Source organism: Pseudomonas sp. B19(2017), assembly GCF_002113165.1.
Classification (GTDB): Bacteria; Pseudomonadota; Gammaproteobacteria; order Pseudomonadales; family Pseudomonadaceae; genus Aquipseudomonas.
On sequence record NZ_NEJR01000002.1, the window covers coordinates 449,580 to 473,249 of the forward strand.

Annotated in this window: 13 protein-coding genes; 9 read left to right on the forward strand and 4 right to left on the reverse strand. The window is 65.1% G+C overall.

Annotated features, from left to right (window positions below):
• The first annotated feature begins 424 nt into the window (after window positions 1-424).
• The 8 genes from glgA (at window position 425) to CAF70_RS05310 (ending at window position 13,546) form a co-directional block, all read left to right on the forward strand.
• Window positions 425-1,984, forward strand: a complete 1,560-nt coding sequence (glgA, locus tag CAF70_RS05275) for a glycogen synthase GlgA (protein ID WP_085621904.1) — start codon at window positions 425-427, stop codon at window positions 1,982-1,984.
• 14 nt (window positions 1,985-1,998) lie between these two features.
• The gene (gene treZ / locus CAF70_RS05280; protein WP_085621903.1) at window positions 1,999-3,741 is read left to right on the forward strand and encodes a malto-oligosyltrehalose trehalohydrolase; all 1,743 of its coding nucleotides are present in this window, start codon (window positions 1,999-2,001) and stop codon (window positions 3,739-3,741) included.
• Entirely contained in the window at window positions 3,738-5,807 is a 2,070-nt protein-coding gene (malQ, locus tag CAF70_RS05285) for a 4-alpha-glucanotransferase (RefSeq protein WP_085621902.1), read from the forward strand. Before treZ ends, malQ begins: the two co-directional genes overlap by 4 nt.
• Window positions 5,804-8,578: a malto-oligosyltrehalose synthase gene (locus CAF70_RS05290; RefSeq protein ID WP_085621901.1), complete on the forward strand. Its 2,775-nt coding sequence runs from the start codon at window positions 5,804-5,806 to the stop codon at window positions 8,576-8,578. Before malQ ends, CAF70_RS05290 begins: the two co-directional genes overlap by 4 nt.
• Window positions 8,579-8,592: 14 nt before the next feature.
• Complete coding sequence (locus CAF70_RS05295) at window positions 8,593-8,877, forward strand: DUF2934 domain-containing protein (RefSeq protein ID WP_085621900.1); 285 nt, start codon at window positions 8,593-8,595, stop codon at window positions 8,875-8,877.
• Window positions 8,878-9,026: 149 nt separating this feature from the next.
• Window positions 9,027-11,180 (forward strand): glycogen debranching protein GlgX, encoded by a 2,154-nt coding sequence (glgX, locus tag CAF70_RS05300; RefSeq protein WP_085621899.1) that lies wholly within the window; start codon window positions 9,027-9,029, stop codon window positions 11,178-11,180.
• A 178-nt stretch (window positions 11,181-11,358) separates the two neighbouring features.
• Window positions 11,359-12,153 carry an endonuclease/exonuclease/phosphatase family protein gene (locus CAF70_RS05305; protein WP_085621898.1) on the forward strand — a complete coding sequence of 265 codons (795 nt, stop codon included), beginning with the start codon at window positions 11,359-11,361 and terminating at the stop codon, window positions 12,151-12,153.
• Between the two features lie 316 nt (window positions 12,154-12,469).
• Window positions 12,470-13,546: an autotransporter outer membrane beta-barrel domain-containing protein gene (locus CAF70_RS05310; protein ID WP_085621897.1), complete on the forward strand. Its 1,077-nt coding sequence runs from the start codon at window positions 12,470-12,472 to the stop codon at window positions 13,544-13,546.
• Between the two features lie 100 nt (window positions 13,547-13,646).
• Here CAF70_RS05310 and glgB read toward each other — a convergent pair whose 3' ends face one another.
• The 3 genes from glgB to CAF70_RS05330 form a co-directional block, all read right to left on the reverse strand.
• Complete coding sequence (gene glgB, locus CAF70_RS05315) at window positions 13,647-15,857, reverse strand: 1,4-alpha-glucan branching protein GlgB (protein ID WP_085621896.1); 2,211 nt, start codon at window positions 15,855-15,857, stop codon at window positions 13,647-13,649.
• Window positions 15,858-19,175: a maltose alpha-D-glucosyltransferase gene (treS, locus tag CAF70_RS05320; RefSeq protein WP_085621895.1), complete on the reverse strand. Its 3,318-nt coding sequence runs from the start codon at window positions 19,173-19,175 to the stop codon at window positions 15,858-15,860.
• 172 nt (window positions 19,176-19,347) lie between these two features.
• The gene (locus CAF70_RS05330) at window positions 19,348-21,366 is read right to left on the reverse strand and encodes an alpha-1,4-glucan--maltose-1-phosphate maltosyltransferase (protein WP_085621893.1); all 2,019 of its coding nucleotides are present in this window, start codon (window positions 21,364-21,366) and stop codon (window positions 19,348-19,350) included.
• 141 nt (window positions 21,367-21,507) lie between these two features.
• On the opposite strand from CAF70_RS05330, the gene CAF70_RS27660 reads away from it, so the two are divergent.
• Window positions 21,508-21,669 carry a hypothetical protein gene (locus CAF70_RS27660; protein WP_170030651.1) on the forward strand — a complete coding sequence of 54 codons (162 nt, stop codon included), beginning with the start codon at window positions 21,508-21,510 and terminating at the stop codon, window positions 21,667-21,669.
• Window positions 21,670-21,808: 139 nt separating this feature from the next.
• Here CAF70_RS27660 and CAF70_RS05335 read toward each other — a convergent pair whose 3' ends face one another.
• Window positions 21,809-23,491 (reverse strand): AMP-binding protein, encoded by a 1,683-nt coding sequence (locus tag CAF70_RS05335; protein ID WP_085621892.1) that lies wholly within the window; start codon window positions 23,489-23,491, stop codon window positions 21,809-21,811.
• Between the last annotated feature and the right edge of the window lie 179 nt (window positions 23,492-23,670).

Genomic DNA, 23,670 nt, shown 5'->3' on the forward strand with positions numbered 1-23,670 from the left:
TCTTTGGCGCATCCCTCAAATACCTCGGCTTGTCCCTGTTCACATCCGGTCACATACGCCAACGTTTGCGTCTATTTCGCGCATGGCAATAGTGACCAGCGGGTCACCTTTTTGCCTTTTTCTCTCCTACACTCGGATTTCGGCCCGCCATTTGCTCAGTGGAAGAGTGACGAAAAAAAGTCGAACTTTCGGGAACACCGGCAGGTCAGGAACTAAGTAGGCCAAACGCAAGGGACATTCCCTGGCTCGGCCCACCCATCCCAACCAGTCCAATCGCCTTCGGCCGGAGTGCTGATCGCGTTGTGCCTGCGCGCACGACCCTGGGGCATGGAACGCACTACGCAGAATTCAGAAACAGAGAGAACCAGCACGAAACATCGCCACGGGTGCCAGCACCCGACCAAGCATAGGGACGGAGAGAAGTATGATCAGTGCCGCTGTCGAGCCACACGTAGATTCATTCAACCCGGACAACCGCGAACCGCTCACCCCGGACTTCGCCACGACAGGCAAGGCACCCGGCGCCCAGCGCCAGCACAACCGCAACAAGCGCAAGATACTGTTCGTGACCTCGGAAATCGCCGACCTGGTGAAAACCGGTGGCCTGGGTGACGTGTCCGCCGCCCTGCCCCGCGCCTTGGCGCACCTGCACGATGTGCGGGTGCTGATCCCCGGTTACCGGCAGGTGATGGAAAGCGACAACCCCATCCACATCGTCGGTGAACTGGGTGGCCACGCCGCCCTGCCACCGTGCAAGATCGGGCGCATGGACATGGCCGACGGCCTGGTCATCTATGTGCTGATCTGCCCCGAGCTGTACCAGCGCGACGGCACCCCCTATGGCGCCAACAACGGCCGCGACTGGCCCGACAACCACATCCGCTTCGCCCGCCTGGGCCTGGCTGCCGCCGAAATTGCCGCCGGCGAAGGCAGGATCCACTGGAAGCCCGAAGTGGTGCACGCCCACGACTGGCCTGCCGGCCTGGCACCGGCCTACATGCACTGGCGCGGGCTGAGCACGCCAACCCTGTTCACCATCCACAACCTGGCCTACCAGGGTGTGTACAGCCGCGGCTGCAGCCCGGAACTGGCAATCCCCGAGCATGCCATGCAGCAGGAAGGCATGGAGTTCTACGGCAAGCTGTCCTTCCTCAAGGCCGGGCTGGCCTATGCCAGCCACATCACCACGGTCAGCGCCACCTATGCCCGGGAAATCACCACCCCGGAGTTCGGCTGCGGCCTGGACGGTTTCCTCGCCAGCAAGGCCCAGCAAGGCCTGCTCGGCGGCATTCCCAACGGCATCGACGAAAGCTGGGACTCGGCCACCGACAAGCACCTGCAGCACAACTTCAGCATCAATGACTGGGAAGGCAAGGCGCGCAATGCCCAGGAAGTGCGCGAGTTGTTCAAACTGCAGCCCTCCGAAGGCCCGCTGTTCGCCGTGGTTTCACGCCTGGTCTACCAGAAAGGCCTGGACCTTACCCTGGGCGTGGCCGACTACATCGTCGAGCAAGGCGGGCAGATTGCAATCATCGGCCGTGGCGAGCCGGAAGAAGAACAGGCCATGCGCGAGTTGGCGCTACGCCACCCGGGCCGCATCGGCGTGCGCATCGGCTTCAACGAAACCGATGCCCGGCGCATGTTCGCCGGCAGCGACTTCCTGCTGATGCCGTCACGCTACGAGCCATGCGGCCTCAGCCAGATGTACGCGCAGCGCTTCGGCTCGCTGCCGGTGGCGCGCAAAACGGGCGGCCTGGCCGACACCATCGAGTGCGGTGTAACCGGCTTCCTGTTCAACGAGTCCACCGTCGAGAGCTATCGCCAGGCCCTCAGCCGCGCCTTCTATGTATACGGCAAGAAGGACCTGCTGAACGCCATGCGCTGCCTGTCGATGACCCAACCGTTCAACTGGTGCCAGGCCGTGGAACCCTACGCCCGCCTGTACGAAGACCTGGTCAAGCAGGCGCAGCACAGCCACTACTGAACGGGGAGCAGAAGATGCACAGGCATGGCGCACACCTGCTGGACGCCACGTCGGCGCGCTTCGCCCTCTGGGCGCCGGATGCGCGCAGCGTGAGCGTGGAACTGGAGCAACAGCCGGCCATCGAGCTGTTGCCCGATGATGAAGGCTGGTACACCGGCGTGGCCCCGTGCCAGGCCGGTGACCGTTACCACTACCGTATCGACGGTGAACTGCAGGTAGCCGACCCGGCCTCACGCTACCAGCCCGATGGCGTGCAGGGGCCGAGCCAGGTGGTGGATGTGGCCAGCTATGCCTGGCAGCACCCCTGGCAAGGCCGGCCTTGGCACGAGGCGGTCATCCAGGAGCTGCATGTGGGCCTGCTCGACGGCTACGCCGGGGTCGCCCGGCAACTGCCGCGCCTGGCCGAGCTGGGCGTCAGCGCCATCGAACTGATGCCGCTGGGGCAGTTCCCCGGCGAGCGCAACTGGGGTTACGACGGCGTGCTGCCCTATGCGCCGCAAAATACCTACGGCAGCCCCGAGCAGCTGTGTGCGCTGGTCGACCAGGCACATGGCCAGGGGCTGATGGTGCTGGTCGACGTGGTGTACAACCACTTCGGCCCCGACGGCAACTACCTGCACCAGTACGCCAGCCCGTTCTTCCGTGAGGACCGGCAGACCCCATGGGGCGCAGCCATCGACTTCCGCCGCCCGCAGGTGCGCGAGTATTTCATCCAGAACGCCCTGATGTGGCTGTGCGACTACCGCTTCGATGGCCTGCGCCTGGATGCCGTGCACGCCATCGACCAGCCCGACTTCCTGGTCGAGCTGGCGCAAAGGGTACGCGCTGCCGTGGAGCCGGGCCGCCACGTATGGCTGGTCCTGGAGAACGAGCACAACCAGGCCTTCCTGCTGGAACAAGGCTTCGATGCCCAATGGAACGACGACGGCCACAATGCCCTGCATGTGCTGCTGACCGGCGAAACCGAAGGCTACTACGCCGACTACCAGCAGCGCCCCATCGACCAGTTGGCCCGCTGCCTGGCCGAAGGTTTCGTGTTCCAGGGCCAGGTCAACCGCCATGGCACGCCCCGCGGCGAGCCAAGCGGGCACTTGCCGCCCAGCGCCTTCGTGCTGTTCCTGCAGAACCATGACCAGGTCGGCAACCGCGCCCTGGGCGAGCGCCTGACCCGCCTGTGCCCGCCGCAGGCGCTGCGGGCGGCCACCGGGCTGTTGCTGCTGGCGCCGATGATTCCGCTGCTGTTCATGGGCGACGACGATGGCAGCTGCCAGCCATTCCTGTTCTTCACCGACTTCCATGACCAACTGGCCGACGCCGTGCGAGAAGGCCGGCGCGGCGAGTTCGCCCATTTCGCCGCCTTCGCCGACCCAGAGCAGCGCCAACGCATCCCCGACCCCAACGCAGTACAGACATTCGAGGCCTCCCGCCCGCAAGCCAGGGAAGTGATCGCTGGCTGGCACGGCTTGTACCAGCACCTGCTCGAACTGCGCCGCCGCCATGTCATCCCGCACCTGCCCGGCAGCCGCGCGCTGGGCGCCGAAGTACACGGCGACAAGGCCCTGACCGCACGCTGGCGCCTGGGCAACGGCACCACCCTGCGCATTGACCTGAACCTGGCCGCCACCCCGCAGGAGGTCGCGTTGCCGGCGCCAGCCAACCGCCTGTTCGACAGCAGCGACACCCGACACCCCGATACCCATCTGGCCGCATACAGCTGCGTGGTCAGCCTGCTTTCCCCTGCCCAGGAGCGCCCATGAGCGAAACCGCCCTGCACCGTCTGGCGACCCGCGTCGGGCTGAGCCGCGACTGGATCGACGCCAACGCCCGGCCCCAGCGAGTCAGCGACGAGGTACTGCGCAACATCCTCGAAGGCCTTGGCCACCCTGCCACCGATGACGCCGCCATTGCCGCCAGCCTGCGCGCCGTGGACGCGGCCGAAGACAGTGAGCACCTGCCGCCGCTGCTGACCGCCGACCTCGGCCAGCCACTGGCACTGGCGCGCTATTTCAGCGCCGCCAGCGTCGCGCACTGCACCCTGGAGGACCACAGCGCCCTCACCCTCAGCCTCGACGACCAGGCCCGCCTGCCCGGTGCGCTGCCCATCGGCTACCACCAGGTGGAAATCGACAGCCGCCGCTTCACCGTGGCCGTGGCCCCGCCACGCTGCCACAGCCTTGAGGACCGGGTGCAGCAGCCGCCAGCGCGCTGCTGGGGCCTGGCGGTACAGCTGTACAGCCTGCGCCGCCCCGGTGATGGCGGCTATGGCGACTGCCTGGCCCTGGAGCAACTGGCCCGCGCGGCCGCCGAGCGCGGTGCCGATGCCTTGGCCATCAGCCCGATCCACGCGCTGTCGGCCATCGACCAGACGCACTACAGCCCCTACTCGCCCTCCAGCCGCCTGCTGCTCAATACCCTGTACGCCAGCCCGGCCGCGCTGCTGGGCGAGCGGGAGGTGCGCGTGGCCATCGAAGCCTGCGGCCTGGAGCAACAGCTGGAAGACCTGGAACAAGCTCCGCTGGTCGACTGGCCGCGTGCCGCCAGCGCCCGCCTGCGTCTGCTCGAAGCCCTGTACCAGGGTTTCAGCCAGGGCGACCACCCGCTGCGCAAGGACTTCGACAGTTTCCGCGAAGCGGGCGGCCAGGCGCTGGAGCTCCACTGCCGCTTCGAAGCGCTGCAGGCCCAAGCAGTGGAGCACGGCCTGGGTGCCGACTGGCGCCACTGGCCCAAGGCCTGGCACGACCCGTACCACCCGGAAGTGGAGGCCTTCGCCAACACCTACCCGGCCAGGATCGAGTTTCATGCCTTCTGCCAATGGCTGACCGAACGGGGCTTGCAACGCGCCCAGGAAGCGGCCCGCGGCAACGGCATGGCGGTCGGCCTGATCGCTGACCTGGCGGTGGGCGCAGATGGGGCCGGCAGCCAGGCCTGGAGCCGCCAGGACGAGCTGCTGGCAGGCCTGAATGTGGGCGCGCCACCCGACATTCTCAACCGTGCCGGTCAGGACTGGGGCATTTGCGCCTTCTCGCCCGAGGGCCTCAAGCGCAACGGCTACCGCGCCTTCATCGAAATGCTGCGGGCCAACCTCGCCCACGCCGGCGGCCTGCGCATCGACCATGTGATGGGCCTGCGCCGGCTGTGGCTGATCCCGCAGGGAGCCAAACCCAGCGAAGGCGCCTACCTCAACTACCCGCTGGACGACCTGCTGCGCCTGCTGGCGCTGGAGTCGGTGCGCCACCAGGCAATCATCCTCGGCGAAGACCTGGGCACCGTGCCGGACGGCCTGCGCGAACAACTGGCGGCCAAGGCCGTGCTGGGCATGCGCGTGCTGCCCTTCGAGCAGACCCAGCCTGGCCATTTCAAGCCGATTCTCGACTGGCCGGACAACGCCCTGGCCACCACCGGCACCCACGACCTGGCGCCGTTGGCCGGCTGGCTGGAAAACCGCGACATCGACTGGAGCCACCGCCTGCAACTGATCGATGCGGCCGCCGAACTGCACTGGCGCCACGAGCGGCAGAAGGAGCACGATGGCCTGCGCCGCACCCTGGAGGCCAACTACGGCGCCCTGGCGGACAACGACGCGTTTATCGACGCGGCCATCCGCTACGTTGGCCACACCCGCGCACCGCTGGTGCTGGTACCGCTGGAAGACTTGCTGGGCTGCGACGAGCAACCCAACCTGCCCGGCACCACCGCCGGCCACCCCAACTGGCGCCGACGCTTTGCCCGGCCGGTACGTGAACTGCTCGACGACGCTGACGCAGCAAGGCGCCTGGAACTGCTGGCCCAGGCCCGCGAACAGGCCTGGGAGCGTGACCGATGAAAGCGCTGACCGCGACCCTGCGCCTGCAGTTTCACAGTGAGTTCACCCTCGATCACGCCGTGCCACTGGTGCCGTATTTTGCCCGGTTGGGCATCAGCCACCTGTATGCCTCGCCCATCCTCAAGGCCCGCGCCGGCTCGCGCCATGGTTACGACGTGGTCGACCCGACTTGCGTCAACCCCGAGCTGGGCGGCGAGGCGGCGCTGCAACGGCTGGTCGCCGCCCTGCGCCAGCACGGCATGGGGCTGATCCTCGACACGGTGTCCAACCACATGGCCGTGGGCGGTGCCGACAACCCCTGGTGGCAGAGCTTGCTGGCCTGGGGACGACGCAGCCCGTACGCCGAGTTCTTCGACATCCAGTGGCACTCCAGCGACCCACTGCTGGCCGGCCAGTTGCTGTTGCCGTTCCTGGGCAGCGACTATGGCGTGGCGCTGAAAAATGGCGAGATACCGCTGGAGTTCGACAGGCAAACCGGGGTGCTGCAAATCGCCCACTACGAACACCGCTTCCCGATCTGCCCGGTCGACTACGGCTGGATTCTCGCGCTCAGCCCGGACCCGGCCCTGAATGCCCTGGCCGAACGCTTCACCGCGTTGAACGCAGCGGCCACGCCACTGGCCGACGCCCTGCCCCTGCACGCCGAACTGGCGCGCCTGGTCGCTGAAGGTGCCGACCTCGAATCGGCGCTGCAGGCCTTCGACAGCCGCAACGAGCATGGCTTCAAGCGCCTGCACCTGCTGCTGGAACGCCAGACCTACCGTCTGGCCAGCTGGCGTACTGCCGCCGATGACATCAACTGGCGGCGCTTCTTCGACATCAACGAACTGGGCGGCCTGCGGGTCGAACGGGCGGTGGTGTTCGAGGCCACCCACGCCAAACTGTTCGAGCTGATCGAACGCGGCTTGGTAGATGGCCTGCGCATCGACCATATCGACGGCCTGGCCGACCCGCGCGGTTACTGCCGCAAGCTGCGCCGGCGGGTCGATGGCCTGCTGGCGCGGCGGCCGTTGAACGCCGCCCTGGAGCACTTCCCCATTTACGTGGAGAAGATCCTCGGCGCCAACGAACACCTGCACCGCGACTGGCTTACCGATGGCACTACCGGCTATGAGTTCATGAACCAGGTCTCGCTGCTGCAGCACGACCCGGCGGGCGAAGCAGCGCTGACCGAGCTGTGGGCCAATGTGAGCGAACGCCCGGACTTCCCCGAAGAAATTCGCCAGGCCCGTCACCTGGTGCTCAATGCCAGCCTGGCCGGCGACTGCGAGTCAGTGGCCCAGGCGCTGTTGCAGGTGGCGCGCAACGACCTGATGACCCGCGACCTGACCTTGGGCGCTATCCGCCGCGCCTTGCAGGCGCTGGTGGCGCATTACCCGGTGTACCGCACCTACTTCAATGCCTGCGGGCGCCCGGCCGAAGACGAAGGGTTTTTCCAGCAAGCCCTGGCCAATGCCCGTCAGGACCTCGGTGAAACCGACTGGCCGCTGCTCGAGCAGCTTGAACAATGGCTAGGCGGGCAAGCCTGGCGCAACCTGCCAGCGGGCCGGGCGCGCAAGCAGCTGCGTCACGCCTGCGTGCGCTTCCAGCAGCTGACTGCGCCAAGCGCCGCCAAGGCCGTGGAAGACACCGCGTTCTACCGCAGCGCACGGCTGCTGTCGCGCAACGACGTGGGCTTCGACGCCGAGCGCTTCAGCGCCCCGCTCGAGCACTTCCACAACGAGGCCCAGCGACGCCTGCGCGACTTCCCCGACAACCTGCTGGCCAGCGCCACCCATGACCACAAGCGCGGCGAAGACACCCGTGCGCGATTGGCCGTGCTCAGCGAGCGCGGCCCGTGGCTGGCCAGCCGAGTGGAACACTGGCGCGAACTGGCCACGCCGTTGCGCACGCCACTGGACGACGGCCTGGCGCCGAGCCCCGGCGACGAGCTGATGCTGTTGCAGACCTTGCTCGGCAGCTGGCCGCTGGACCTCGACCTGCATGACGAAAATGCCCTTGGCCAGTACGCCGAACGCATTCGCCAGTGGCAGCAGAAGGCCCTGCGCGAGGCCAAGCTGCGCAGCAGCTGGAGCGCGCCGAACGAGGCCTACGAAAGCGCCTGCGCGCGCTACATCGACGGCCTGCTGCTGGACAGCGAGAATCAGCAACTGCGCAAATCCCTGGCCGATGCCGCACACCTGCTGGCCTGCCCCGGTGCCCTCAACGGCCTGGTCCAGGCCCTGCTGCGCATGACCACACCCGGTGTGCCCGACCTGTACCAAGGCAACGAATACTGGGATTTCAGCCTGGTCGACCCGGATAACCGCCGCGCCGTGGACTACGCTTGCCGACGGCGCACCCTGGACGATGCAACGCCGGTGGCCGAGCTGCTGGCGCACTGGCGCGACGGCCGCCTCAAGCAGGCGCTGATCGCCCGGGTGCTGGACTGCCGCCAGGCTCACGCCGAGCTGTTCCGCCGTGGCGCCTACCTGCCGCTGACCGTGCATGGCCGGCATGCCGACAAGGTGGTTGCCTTTGCCCGCCTGGGCGACGGCGAACGGGCCGTCATCATCGCGCCACGCCTGGCCAGTACCCTGCTGGCGGATGCACCGATACCCCTGATCCCGGCACAGAACTGGGACGACACCCGGGTAAGCCTGCCGTTTGCCTTGTCGCCTGCCAACTCGACGGGACTTTTCCCCAGTGCTGCGGTCAGCTCTTCCAGGGAGCTGCTGTTGAGCGCCGTGCTGGCGGAGTTTCCGGTCAACCTGCTGATACAACAATCTTGAGCATCAGGAGCGTCATGATGAGTGTTGATGAAAAGCGTATCCGCGAATTTGCCTACCAGATCTGGGAGTCCGAGGGCAAGCCCGCCGGCCAGGAAGACCGCCATTGGGACATGGCGCGCAAGCTGGCCGAAGCCGAGGCGCTGGCACCCAAGGCAGCGCCGCGCAAGCGGGCCCCGGCCAAGCCAAAGGTAGCGGCTGAGCCGACGGCGCCTGCCGAACCCAAAGTGGCCGCCCTGCCGGGGGTTAAACCGGCTGTGGCGAAAAAGACCCGGGCGGTGAAAAAGCCTTCTGCCGGTTAAGCCTGTCCCGGCCCTATCGCCGGCAAGCCGGCTCCCACAAGTACAGCGCCCGTTTCGAGACCTGTGGAGACCTTGTGGGAGCTGGCTTGCCGGCGATAGGGCCAGGACAGGACTACGCTCCCCTTCACCACGGCCATTAGAGGACCGCCATGAGCCCCCGTACCCCGAAGAAAACCCGCTCGGTCGCCCCGTCGCGTATCCGCGAAGGCCTGCCCTTCCCCCTCGGTGCCACCTGGGATGGCCTGGGGGTCAACTTTGCCCTGTTCTCGGCCAACGCCACCAAGGTCGAGCTGTGCCTGTTCGACTCCACTGGCGAGCATGAGATAGAACGCATCGAGCTACCCGAATACACCGACGAGATCTACCACGGTTACCTGCCCGACGCGCACCCAGGGCTGGTCTACGGCTACCGCGTGCACGGTCCCTACGAACCGGAGAACGGCCACCGCTTCAACCCCAACAAACTGCTGATCGACCCCTATGCCAAGCAACTGGTTGGCAGCCTGCAATGGTCCGAAGCACTGTTCGGCTACACCATCGGCCACCCCGACGGCGACCTGTCGTTCGACGAGCGCGACAGCGCGCCCTTCGTGCCCAAGTGCAAGGTGATCGACCCTGCCTTCACCTGGGGCCGCGACCAGCGTGTGCTGATCCCCTGGGAACGCACGATCATCTACGAGGCCCACACCCGTGGCATCAGCATGTGCCACCCGGCAGTACCGGAAAACCTGCGCGGCACCTTCGCCGGCCTGGCCAATGACGAGTTGCTCAAACACATCAAGGAACTGGGCGTTTCCAGTATCGAACTGCTGCCGATTCACGCCTTCGTCAACGACCAGCACCTGCTGGACAAGGGCCTGAACAACTACTGGGGCTACAACAGCATCGCCTTCTTTGCCCCGCACCCGCGTTACCTGGCCAGCGGCAAGATCGCCGAATTCAAGGAGATGGTCGCGCACCTGCACGACGCCGGGCTGGAGGTGATCCTCGACGTGGTCTACAACCACACCGCCGAAGGCAACGAGCGCGGCCCCACGCTGTCGATGCGCGGCATCGACAACGCTTCGTACTACCGCCTGATGCCGGACGACAAGCGCTACTACATCAACGATTCCGGTACCGGTAACACCCTGGACCTGAGCCACCCCTGCGTGCTGCAGCTGGTCACCGACTCGCTGCGCTACTGGGCCGGCGAAATGCATGTGGACGGCTTCCGCTTCGACCTGGCGACCATCCTTGGCCGCTATCACGACGGCTACAGCGAACGCCACGGCTTTCTCGTCGCCTGCCGCCAGGACCCGATGCTAAGCCAGGTAAAGCTGATCGCCGAGCCGTGGGACTGCGGCCCGGGTGGCTACCAGGTGGGCAACTTCGCCCCGGGCTGGGCAGAGTGGAACGACCGTTTCCGCGACACCGTGCGCGCCTTCTGGAAAGGCGACGAAGGCCAACTGGCCGACTTTGCCTCGCGCATGACCGCCTCGGGGGACATGTTCAACAACCGTGGCCGGCGCCCCTATGCCTCGGTCAACTTCATCACCGCCCACGACGGTTTCACCTTGCGCGACCTGGTGTCGTACAACCACAAGCACAACGAAGACAACGACGAGAACAACCAGGACGGCACCGATAACAACCTGTCGTGGAACTGCGGTGTCGAGGGCCCCACCGACGACCCGGGCGTGAATGCCCTGCGCATGCGCCAGATGCGCAACTTCTTCGCTACCCTGCTGCTGGCACAGGGCACGCCGATGATCGTCGCTGGCGACGAGTTCAGCCGCACCCAGCACGGCAACAACAATGCCTACTGCCAGGACAGCGAGATCGGCTGGGTGAACTGGGACCTGGACCAGGAGGGCCAGGAACTGCTGGCCTTCGTCAAGCGCCTGACCCGCCTGCGCCTGGCCTACCCGGTACTGCGCCGCTCACGCTTCCTGGTGGGCGACTACAATGAGGCAATCGGGGTCAAGGACGTGACCTGGCTGGCACCGGATGGCAACGAGATGAGCGTGGAACAATGGGAGGACCCGCACGGGCGCTGCCTGGGCATGCTGATCGATGGCCGCGCGCAGGTCAGCGGCATTGCCCGGCCAGGCGCCGAGGCCACCGTGCTGCTGATCGTCAATGCCCACCATGACACCGTCCCGTTCAAATTGCCGACCGTGCCCGAGGGAGATTACTGGAGCTGCTTGGTCGATACCGACCGGCCAGAGCTGCGCAAGGGGCAGCATCTGCAGTTCGACAGCACCTTCGAGGTGAAGGGGCGGTCGTTGCTGCTGATGGTGTTGCAACGCGATGAGGAGTGAACCGTAATGGCGCAGGCAGGTCGTAAATTTTGATCGCCCCATGCTATCCCTGTGGGAGCGGGTTTACCCGCGAATGCGCCAGTCCAGACAACCCAAATGCCTGATTGGGCCTCTTCGCGGGTGAACCCGCTCCCACAGGGTTTGGTCATATCAGTCAGGAACACCAGCAGGAGTAACCGTGAACCCCGAAGCCGGCAGTAAAGGTTTCGCCAGCATCAACCAGGCTCCGGCCGTGAAGCGACTGCGGGTGCTGACGGTGAATACCCACAAGGGCTTCACCGCCTTCAACAGGCGCTTCATCCTGCCGGAACTGCGCGAGGCAGTGCGCAGTACCCAGGCCGACATCGTCTTCCTTCAAGAGGTACTCGGCAGCCACGACCGCCACGCCGCCCGCTACCCCGGCTGGCCGCAGACCTCGCAGTACGAGTTCCTTGCCGACAGCATGTGGAGCGACTTCGCCTATGGCCGCAACGCGGTCTACCCCGACGGCCACCACGGCAATGCGCTGTTGTCGAAATACCCGATCATCGAACACCGTAACCTCGACGTGTCGATTACCGGTCCCGAACGTCGTGGCCTGCTGCACTGCATTCTCGACGTGCCCGGCGAGCGCCAGGTACATGCCATCTGCGTGCACCTGTCGTTACTGGAAAGCCACCGCCAGAAGCAACTGCAACTGCTGCGCAAGCTGCTCGAATCCCTTCCCGCCGACGCCCCGGTAATTATCGCCGGTGATTTCAACGACTGGAAATCCCATGGCAACCGCACCTTGGGCTTGCAACGTGACCTGCACGAGGCCTTCGAACGCCACCATGGCCACCTGGCCCGCACCTATCCCGCGCGCCTGCCACTGTTGCGTCTGGACCGCATCTACCTGCGCAACGCCGAAAGCCATGGGCCGCGGATTCTGGGGCACAAACCTTGGTCGCACCTGTCGGACCACCTGCCGTTGGCAGTGGAAGTGAGGCTCTAGCAATCATTCTTCATAGCCACGGCACGGCAAATAACGAACCCCGCTATGCCTTACACATTCGTTCGGCAATTCAACAAGTTGAATAAAACCACGAAACCTGAACACCGCCTTCACGCTTTCTTGACGCAAGCGGCGCGCTCTCCTTAGATGAACATATCAAAGCAGTAATGATCTCGCGCCGGGCCTCTAGCCCGCGCCTTCGTGCGCGCCCGCGAAAGCTGGCGTGCTGGTTTGGGTCGCCCACTGTTTTTGCCGTACAGCTCGTGACCTCAGGCCAGGTCCCAGGGCTGTAACCCAAAAACAAAGGAGATCCGCCATGAATAGCACCTCGAACCTCTTGCGCTTCGACAGCATTTTCTACGCGGTTTCCACGTCGCTGCTTCTGGCAACCCCGGTGGAAACTATCGCGTATGAACTGCAGGACGACCCGACCTCGCCCGGCTTCCTGCACCAACCGGCAGTACCACAGCTATCGCTCGACCCGGTCAGCGCCAGTGGCTTGAGCATGGGTACCTTGAACGCATTCTCGCAAAAGATGAGCGAGCGCCACGGGCAGGCTGCACCGGACATGGTCGCCAGCCAGTGGGCGCAGTTCTTTCCGACCACCCCACGCAATGGTGCGCAGCCGCCAGACCAGCTTGAATCCCCGAGCCAGCAACTGACGATCGGCCCGGACCTGTTCGTGCGTGAAACTGCGGCGGGCAACGTGCACCGCGCAGGGATCTTCGTCGGGCAGAACAACCTGCAGACCAGCTTCAACGGCATGCGCCGGCAGCTGGGCGACAAGCAGCGCAACGCGGTGAACCTCAGTGGCGAAAGCCTGGGGGTGTACTGGAGCATGACCCATGAGCAGGGCTGGCACCTGGATGCCGTGGCCATGGGCTCGCGCATCGACGTCAATGGCCGTGGCGAGAATGGCCAGCGCCTGGACGACAGCGGCCATGCGATGACCTTCTCGCTGGAGGGCGGCATCCCCATCGGCCTGGGTGGTGGCTGGGTGATCGAGCCGCAGGCGCAATTGATCAACCAGCAATTCTTCCCCGGCAGCCGGGCGCAGGAGGAGACCTTGCAGGCCTTCGACAGCCAGCCGAGCTGGAGCGGCCGGGTAGGTGCCAGGTTGTCCGGGCGCTACGATGTGCGCGGCATGCCGATCGAGCCCTATGTGCGGACCAACGTGTGGTATGACTTCAGCAATGCCGATGAGGTGAAGCTGGACCAGGTCGACAAGATCTCCGGCTCGCGCTACTCGACCACGGTGGAGCTGGGCTTGGGGCTGGTGGCGCGGATGACGCCTTCAGTGGCGCTGTTTGTCAGTGCCGATTACAGCAGTGACGTGGACGACAATGACCTGAACGGGTTGATTGGCAGTCTTGGGGTGCGGATGCGGTGGTAGGCAGGTTCGGCCCTTTCGCGGGCACGCCCGCTCCCACAAGGCACGGTGCGATACCTGTGGGAGCGGGCATGCCCGCGAAGAGGCCAGTACAAGCAATACATCAAGCGGGTTTCATTATCAGAACCCCAAGTGGCGGCAGGTTCAGGGCCAGCGACTGCGGCTGCCCATGGCTGGCTATCTGGTCACTCTGCACAACCCCCAGGTTGCCGACATTCGACCCGGCATACAGCTCGGCATCGCTGTTCAGCAGCTCCTGCCAGCGTTCGCCGAACGGCACGCCAATGCGATAGCCCTCGCGCGGCACCGGGGTGAAGTTGGCCACCACCAGCACCGGCTCGCCACTGCTGCTCCAGCGCAGCCAGGCGTACACGCTGTTCTGGGCATCATCACCGATCAGCCACTGGAAGCCCTGCGGCTGACAATCCTGTTCATGCAGCGCTGGTATATCCCGGTACAGCCGGTTGAGGTCGCTGACCAGGCGCTGCACCCCCTGGTGCTCAGGGTACTGCAGCAGGTACCAGTCCAGCTCGCCATCGTGGTCCCACTCACGCCACTGGCCGAACTCACAGCCCATGAACAGCAGCTTCTTGCCCGGATGCGCCCACATGAAGGTGAGGTAGGCGCGCAGGTTGGCGAACTTCTGCCAGCGGTCGCCGGGCATCTTGTCGATCAGCGAATGCTTGCCGTGCACCACTTCGTCATGGGAGATGGGCAGGATGAAGTGCTCGGAATAGGCATAGATGAGCCCGAAGCTCATCTCGTTGTGGTGGTAGGTGCGGTGCACCGGGTCGTTCTGGATGTAATGCAAGGTGTCGTGCATCCAGCCCATGTTCCACTTGTAGGCAAAGCCCAGGCCGCCCTGTTGGGTCGGCTGGCTGACGCCGGGCCAGGCGGTGGACTCCTCGGCGATGATCAGCGTGCCCGGGGCCTCATGGGCCGCCACGCCGTTGAGGTGGCGGATGAAGTCGATGGCCTCCAGGTTCTCGCGCCCGCCGTGGCGGTTGGGCACCCATTCGCCGGCCTTGCGCGAATAGTCACGGTACAGCATCGAGGCCACCGCATCCACGCGCAGGCCGTCGATGTGGAAGTGCTTCAGCCAGTGCAGCGCCGAGGCCATCATGAAGCCGCGCACTTCGTTGCGGCCAAGGTTGTAGATCAGCGTGTTCCAGTCCTGGTGGTAGCCCTCCAGGGGATTGTCGTATTCGTACAGGGCGGTGCCGTCGAAACGCGCCAGGCCGTGTTCGTCGGTGGGGAAATGCGCCGGTACCCAGTCCAGCAGCACACCGATACCGCCTTGGTGGCAGGCGTCGATGAAGGCGGCAAAATCCTCGGCGCTGCCGTAGCGCGAGGTGGGCGCGAACAGCGACAGCGGCTGGTAACCCCAGGAGCCGCCGAACGGGTGCTCCATGATCGGCAGCAGTTCGATGTGGGTGAAGCCCAGCTCCTGAACGTAAGGCACCAGGCGCTCGGCCAGCTCGCGCCAGTTGTAATAGCGCCCGACCTCGCCCGCCTCATCCAGCTCGCAGCGCCACGACCCCGGGTGCAGTTCGTAGATCGACAGCGGCGCGCTATAGGCATGACGCTGCGCGCGTTGCGCCATCCAGTCGTGGTCCTGCCAGTCGTGGCTGAGCGCCCCCGCTACCTTGGAGGCGGTGCTCGGCGGCAGTTCGGTGGCGCGCGCCAGCGGGTCGGCCTTCAGCGGCAGGATGCCGTCCTTGCCCAGCACCTCGAACTTGTAGGTTTCACCCACGCCCAGGCGCGGCACGAACAGCTCCCACACCCCGGCGCTGTGGCGCAGGCGCATGGGGTGACGACGGCCATCCCAGTTGTTGAAGTCACCTACCACCGACACCCGCCGGGCGTTCGGCGCCCATACCGAGAAACACACGCCGTCGACGCCATCGACCTGGATGGGTTGAGCGCCGAAGCGCCCGGACAGGTCGCGATGGTTGCCTTCGGCGAACAGGTAAAGGTCCATGTCGCCCAGTTGCGGGCCGAAGCTGTAGGGGTCTTCGGTAATCTGCTCGCCACCGGCCCAGCCGATCTGCAGCAGGTAGGGGTGCGCCTCATCGAGGTGCGCGGTGAACAACCCGGGCAGGCTGCCCTGCTCCATTTCGGCGAGCATGCGCCCGTCATGCCGGGCCAGAATGCGCACATTCAGGGCATTGGGCAGGAAAGCGCGGACCACCTGCCCGCGCGTACCATCGCCATGGGGGCCGAGTACCGAAAATGGATCGGCGTGCTCGGCGCGGGCCAGGGCATCGAGGTCCCGTTGCCGAAGGCCGCCGTTTTCACGCGTGGTTGCATTCATCTATGACTCTCCCCAGGTACTGATCAGTCCATGCAGGCCATGCAAAGGCACGGCCAGCCAGCTCGGACGGTTCTCGGCTTCGTATGTGATTTCGTAGGCGGCTTTTTCCAGGCAGAACAGCTCCAGTGCAGCCCGCTCGCCCTCGGCCTGCTGCCAGGCGTGAGGCATGGCCGCGGTGGCCAGGCCATAGGCTTCGACAAAGGCATGCCGCGATTGGTGCAGATACTGCCTGGCAACACGTTGCCGGGCTTGGCGTGCCGGGTCGGAAAGGTCGACCGCAGAGGCGTTGCGCAAGATCATGGCAGCAGCATAGTCGAAGGAGCGCAGCACGCCGCTGACATCCTTGTACGGGCTGTGTTTTGCCCGGCGCTCTTGTAGCGGCCGGGCCGGTTCCCCTTCGAAGTCGATAAGGTAGGCGTCACCCTGCACTACCAGCACCTGGCCCAGGTGCAGGTCGCCGTGTACGCGCATCAGCAAGCCGCCCTGGGCCTGGCCGGTCAGGTTGGCGATGTGCTGGGCCAGGCCGTCGCGCTGTTGCTGCAAATCGTCGACCAGCGCCTGGCTTTCGCTGTCGAGGCTGTCGCGGTTCTGGGCCAGCAAGTCGAGGGCATGGGTGAGTTCGGCACTGATCTGCGCACTCCAGCGTTCGCTGTCGTCGGCATCGCTTGGGCGCGGCTGGAAGGCCTCGTCACTGGTCGGTGCGGCCAGCAGCAGGTGCATCTCGCCCAGGCGCTGGCCGAGCAAGGCGGCAAAGCCGGTGAGTTCAGCCAGTGCATCGGTGTGCACATCGGTATCCAGGCTGGACGGCTCCATCTGGTCGCGAATGGCTCGCTCCAGGGTGTTCTGGGTCCAGGCCCAGGCATCACCCTGGTTGCTCAGGTAACCCTGGGCGATCATCAGCAAGTGCGGCGCGCCCTGCTCGTCCACCCGGCTGACCCAGGCCAGCAGCGGCGAAATGTTGGCAAAGCCCGCGGCGGTCAGGTAGGCACTCATTTCCAGCTCCGGGTGCACACCCGGGTTGACCCGGCGGATCATTTTGAGCACCACCTGGTCGCCGATCACCACCGAACTGTTGGACTGCTCGGCGCTGAGGTAGCGCACGCTGCTTTCTTCGTTCAACGCCAGGCCCGCCAGTTGCTGCGTGCTTTCAAAGCGCAGCTCGCCCTCGCCATTGCCACAAGGCAGATGCATGCCCTGCTCACAGGCACGCAGCACCGCACGGATGAAGGGCTCGAGGACAAAGGCGTCGGTAATCAGGCCCACCTGATGGGCCCGGCGCACCCGTGACAGCGCCAGTTGCTGCGGCAGTGCGCTGTTGATCTGCTCCTCGGGCAACAAGCCGAACGGCAGCTGGTAGCGGTTGGCCACGCCGTCGCTGAGTACTTCGATTTCACCGAGCAGCACCGGTGTGGTGGCCGTGCCGAAGCGTACGCCGTAGCACAGGCGCACCGCGTCGATCGGCCCTTCCTTGCCGGCGAACCAGCGCCGCTTGGGCAGGTACTGCGGCAGGATGGCGCTTTGCAGGGTATCGCTGGCGGGGGCTTGCAGCAGTTCTTCCATGCGTTTGCGCAGTACCAGTGTGTTCAATTCGGGTAACCCCTCGGTGGCCTGGATGTGCCAGCTGGGCATGCGGTCGTGGCTGGCCAGCAGGAACCAGTAGAAGGCGTAGGGTGGCAAGGTCAGCAGGAACGGCAACTGCCCGATCGGCGGAAAGGCGCTGCCGCCGAGCATCTCCACCGGTACCTTGCCGGCATACTGTGACAGTTCCAGTTCCGCCGCCTGGGCGGCGCGGGAGACGTTGGCCACGCACAGGATGACTTCGGTGTTGCCATCAGCGTCGGTGTACTCGCGCAGGTAGGCGAGGATGCGCCGGTTGTTCGGCGTGAGGGTACGCAGGCTGCCGCGGCCGAAGGCCTTCTGCTGCTTGCGCACCGCCAGCATGCGCCGGGTCCAGTTCAGCAGCGAGTGCGGGTCGGTGGCCTGGGCTTCGACGTTGACGGTCTGGTAACCGTACAGCGGGTCCATGATCGGTGGCAGCACCAGGCGCTGCGGGTCGGCGCGGGAGAAACCGCCGTTGCGGTCCGGTGACCATTGCATGGGCGTGCGCACACCATCGCGGTCGCCCAGGTAGATGTTGTCGCCCATGCCCAGTTCGTCGCCGTAATACAGGGTGGGTGTGCCGGGCATCGACAGCAGCAGGCTGGTGAGCAGCTCGATGCGGCGGCGGTCGCGCTGCAGCAGCGGTGCCAGACGCCGACGGATGCCCAGATTGATGCGGGCGCGGCGGTCTTCGGCGTAGTAGTTCCACAGGTAGTCGCGCTCGCGGTCGGTGACCATTTCCAGGGTCAGCTCATCGTGGTTGCGCAAGAAGATCGCCCATTGGCAGTTGGCGGGGATCTCCGGGGTCTGGCGCAGGATATCGGTGATCGGGAAGCGGTCTTCCATGGCCAGCGCCATGTACATGCGCGGCATCAAAGGGAAGTGGAAAGCCATATGGCATTCGTCACCCTCGCCTTCGCCGAAATACGGGCGGGTGTCTTCGGGCCACTGGTTGGCCTCGGCCAGCAGCATGCGATCGGGGTAGTTGGCATCGATTTCGGCGCGGATCGCCTTGAGCACGTCGTGGGTTTCGGCGAGGTTCTCGTTGTTGGTGCCGTCGCGCTCGATCAGGTACGGGATGGCGTCCAGGCGCAGGCCATCGACACCCAGGTCGAGCCAGAAGCGCATAACACCGATCACGGCCTTGAGCACTTGCGGGTTATCGAAGTTGAGGTCGGGCTGGTGCGAGTAGAAGCGGTGCCAGAAGTACTGCCCGGCGACCGGGTCCCAGGTCCAGTTGGACTTTTCGGTGTCGAGGAAGATGATGCGGGTGCCGTCGTACTTCTGGTCGTCATCCGACCACACATAAAAGTCCCGCGCCTTGCTGCCGCGCTTGGCATGGCGGGCGCGCTGGAACCAGGGGTGCTGGTCGCTGGTGTGGTTGATGACCAGCTCGGTGATGACCCGCAGGCCGCGCTTGTGCGCCTCGGCGATGAAGCGGCGGGCATCGGCCAGGTTGCCGTAATCGGGGTGCACGGCCTTGTATTCGGCGATGTCGTAGCCGTCGTCGCGGCGTGGCGACGGATAGAACGGCAACAGCCACAGGGTGTTGACGCCCAGCTCGGCGATGTAGTCGAGCTTGCTGATCAGGCCAGCGAAATCGCCGATGCCGTCGTTGTTCGAATCGAAGAACGACTTGACGTGCAGCTGGTAGATAACGGCGTCCTTGTACCACAGCGGGTCGTCGATGAAGGCTGCCGGGCGGGAACGCTTGGCCATGTGCGACTCCTTTCAATTCCAGGTTGCTCTGGCCCCGAGGCACACGCAACTGACTTGAGACGATCCCTGTGGGAGCGGGTTTACCCGCGAACACCGGCGAAGCCGGTGCCATGATCCGCGGCGCCTGCTTCGCGGGTAAACCCGCTCCCACAGGGGATGGCGTATCCCGGCGCTAACGGGCCTTTTCGATACGCCAGATACCGAACGGCAGGTGCCAGGGTTCGATGCGCATCCATTGGGTCTTGCCGTACCACGACCAGCGGTGGCCGTTCATCAAATCCTCGCCATGGGTTTCGGCGTTGTCGTCAAGCCCAAGCTCCCACAGCGGCAACTCGAAATGCGCCTCCTGGGCGTTGTGCGGGTCGAGGCTGACTGCCACCAGAATGTAGTTGTCGCGCTCGGGCGTGCGCTTGGCGAAGTACAGGATGTTGTCGTTCCAGCAGTTGAAGAACGCCACGCCCAGGTGAGTCTGCAGTGCCGGGTTCTGCCGGCGAATGCGGTTGAGCTGGGCGATCTCGGCAATGATGTTGCCCGGCTGGGTGTAATCGCGCGGGCGGATCTCGTACTTCTCCGAGTCCAGGTACTCCTCCTTGCCCGGCAAAGCCGCCGCCTCGCATAGTTCGAAGCCCGAATACATGCCCCACAAGCCCGACCCCATGGTTGCCAGGGCGGCCCGGACAAGAAAGCCGGCGCGCCCGGAATGCTGCAGGAAGAATGGGTTGATGTCCGGCGTGTTGACGAAGAAGTTGGGCCGGTAGCATTGGCTCCAGGGCGGCTGGTTGAGTTGTTCGAAGTACTCGCGCAACTCTTGCTTGGTATTACGCCAGGTGAAATAGGTGTAGCTCTGCGCGTAGCCGACCTTGCCCAGGCGCGCCATCATCGCCGGCTTGGTGAACGCCTCGGCGAGGAAGATCACGTCCGGGTAGTGGCTGCGCACATTGGCGATCAGCCATTGCCAGAACGGCAGTGGCTTGGTGTGCGGGTTATCGACGCGGAAGGTCTTCACCCCCTCCTCGACCCAGCCGATGATCACGTCGCGCAAGGCCAGCCACAGGCCTGGCACCGCATCGGGGGCATAGAAGTCGACGTTGACGATGTCCTGGTACTTCTTCGGCGGGTTTTCGGCGTAGCGGATGGTGCCATCCGGGCGCCAGCTGAACCAGCCAGGGTGTTCCTGCAGCCACGGGTGGTCCTGGGAGCACTGGATGGCGAAGTCCAGGGCAATTTCAAGGCCGTGCTGGGCGGCTGCCGAGACCAGACGGCGAAAATCTTCCCGGCTGCCCAGTTGCGGGTGAATGGCGTCATGGCCGCCCTCCGGACTGCCGATGGCATACGGGCTGCCGGGGTCGCCGGGCTGGGCCTGCAGGGAATTGTTGCGGCCTTTGCGGTGCTTGGTGCCAATCGGGTGGATGGGCGGGAAATACAGCACATCAAAGCCCATGTCGCGGATCATCGGCAAGCGTTGGTGCACATCATTGAAGGTGCCGTGGCGCTCGGGGCTGTCGGTGCAAGAGCGCGGGAACAGCTCGTACCAGCTGGCGAACTGCGCGGCCGGGCGATCCACATCCAACGGGTACTCGATGCTGCGGGTCAGGTAGCTGCGGTGCTCGGCTTCGGCCATCAGCCGCGTGGTCTCGGCCCCCAGGAACAAGGCGACCTGGTCGTCTTCAGCGAGACTCGGCAGCCGGTCGGCGAGCGCCCGCAACTGGTCGCGCAAGGCACCGCCGCTCAACTCGATACCCTTGCCAAGCAGCAGGCGCCCTTCTTCGAGTTCGAGCCTGATATCGACGCCGGCCTGGTACTTTTTCTCCAGGTCGTGGCAATAGGTGGCAAAGGGGTCGATCCAGGCCTCGATGCTGAACAGGTGTGGGCCGATTTCGGTGGGTATTAACTCGGCCAGCCACAGGTCGTTGCCCGCCGGGGTCATCGGCACGCAATGAATGCGCCGGCTGCCGGCCTGGCGCCAGTTCAGCATCACCGCCATGCGGTCGTGGCCGTCGCTGAATACCTTGCTGCTGACCGCAACCGGCTGGTTGCTGATGGCCTTGGCCGCGAATGCGCCGCCTTCGAGCACCGGCTGGGTGTCTTCGATGACAATGCGCGGCGCCAGCAGGGCCTGGGACAGGCTGATGACCTGGTCCGGGTGGTCATTGGCCATGGGCACGCTTTCGAAGGGCTCTTTCAGAGACATCAGGCCTTGCTCCCTTGGGCTGGTGGCAGTAAGGGTTCAGAGCCATGCGCAGGCGCGGGGGTTCAAAAAAATTGAGCGAACGGCAGCTGCCAGGTGTCGAAGCCTGCAGCACCTCTTCAATTACCCACGCGAGGTCAGGCCATGAACATTCCCATTCCACCGGAGACGCCCGATCCCAACATCGACGACCCGAGCCTGCCGCCACCGGTGCCGGAAGAGGACCCGGACGAGCTGCCGATCAAGCCGACCGTGCCGCCGACGGTGGGTGACCCACCAAGCCAGGAGCCACCGGTGAAGGGTTAAGGGTAGACCAGGATTTTGTGCTGACAGGGCCGGCCTCTTCGCGGGCACGCCCGCTCCCACAGGTATTTTACAGTGCCCAGGGCAGTGAAGTACCTGTGGGAGCGGGCGTGCCCGCGAAAGGGCCGGAACAGCCAACGCATCAACCAGCAGTAACCGCCGAGATCTCCGCCACACTGATCTCGCGCATGCGGAACTTCTGCACCTTGCCGGTCACCGTCATCGGGAACTCGTCGACGAAACGGATATGCCGCGGCACCTTGAAATGCGCGATGCGCGCCTTGCACCACGCCTGCAACTCCTCGACCGTGGCGCTGTGCCCCGGATGCAGCTTGATCCAGGCGACGATCTCTTCGCCATACCGGCTGCACGGAATGCCGATCACCTGCGCATCAGCCACCGCCGGGTGGGTGTAGAAGAACTCCTCCAGCTCACGCGGGTAGATGTTCTCGCCACCGCGAATGATCATGTCCTTGTTGCGCCCGACGATGCGCACATAGCCCTGCTCGTCCATTATCGCCAGGTCGCCCGAATGCATCCAGCCGGCCGGGTCGATGGCCTCCGCCGTGGCCTGCGGGTTGTCCCAGTAGCCGAGCATCACGCTGTAGCCACGGGTGCATAGCTCGCCGATCTGCCCGCGCGGGACAATGCAGCCGTCGGCGTCCACGACCTTGTTCTCCAGTTGCGGTTGGGTACGGCCAACGCTGGTCACACGCAGCTCCAGGTCGTCGTCCGGGCCGGTCTGCAGCGATACCGGGCTGGTCTCGGTCATGCCGTAGGCAATCTGCACTTCGGCCATGTGCAGCTGGTCGATGACCCGGCGCATCACCTCGATCGGACAGGTGGCGCCGGCCATGATGCCGCTGCGCAAGGTGGACAGATCCACGTGTGCTCGCAAAGGGTGGTCGAGCATGGCAATGAACATGGTCGGCACGCCATAGAGAATGCTGGCGCGCTCTTCGGCCACGGCGCGCAGGGTGAGCTCGGCGTCGAAGGCGTCGTTGGGGTAGATCATGGTGCTGCCATGGGTGATGCAGCCGAGGTTGGCCATGACCATGCCGAAGCAGTGGTATAGCGGCACCGGGATCACCATGCGGTCAGCTGCGCTCAGGCCCAGGCTTTCGCCGACCATGAAGCCGTTGTTGAGAATGTTGTAGTGGCTGAGCGTGGCGCCCTTCGGCGCGCCGGTGGTGCCGGAGGTGTACTGGATGTTCACCGGCTGGTCGAACTGCAGGCTTTGCTGGCGTGCCGCATAGGCCTCGGTCGAGGTCTGCCCTGCCCGCCCGGCCAGCGCTTGCCAAGGCAGGAAGCCTGCCGGCGGGTTGGCGGCCAGGCTGACCACACCGCGCAGCTCGGGCAGCCGTGCACTGGCCATTTCGCCCGGGGTGGCACTGGCCAGCTCCGGTGCCAGTTCCTGGACCATGGCGTGGTAGTCGGACGTCTTGAAGGCATCGGCACACACCAGCCAACGGCAGCCAGACTGGCGCAGCACGTATTCCAGCTCGCCCACTCGATAGGCCGGGTTGATGTTGACCAGGATGGCACCGACCTTGGCGCTGGCCAGCTGCAGGATGCACCACTGGGCGCAGTTGGGTGACCAGATGCCCACCCTGTCACCGGTATTCACGCCCAGGGCCATCAAGGCGCGGGCATGCACCTCGACCTGTTCGGCCAGCTGCCTCCAGCTGTAACGCAGGCCCTGGTGGCGCGACACCAGGGCCTCGCCATCGGCACACCGGGCCACGGTAGCGTCGAAGGCCTGGCCGATGGTCTGGGTCAGCAAGGCTTGGTCCTGGCGACCGCGGGTATAGCTTGGTTGACTCATGGGTGTCCCTTCTTGTGGTTGTTCTGGGCACGACTGAAGCAAGCGGGGAATACTCTGGCGCAGATTTACGTTTACGTAAAGGTGATGAGTCGATTGACAGCGGCCGACTGCAGGTTTACGTTAACGTAAAGGTGAAAACGACACCCCCTCAGGCTTGACGCCGAACCCTGTGGGAGCGG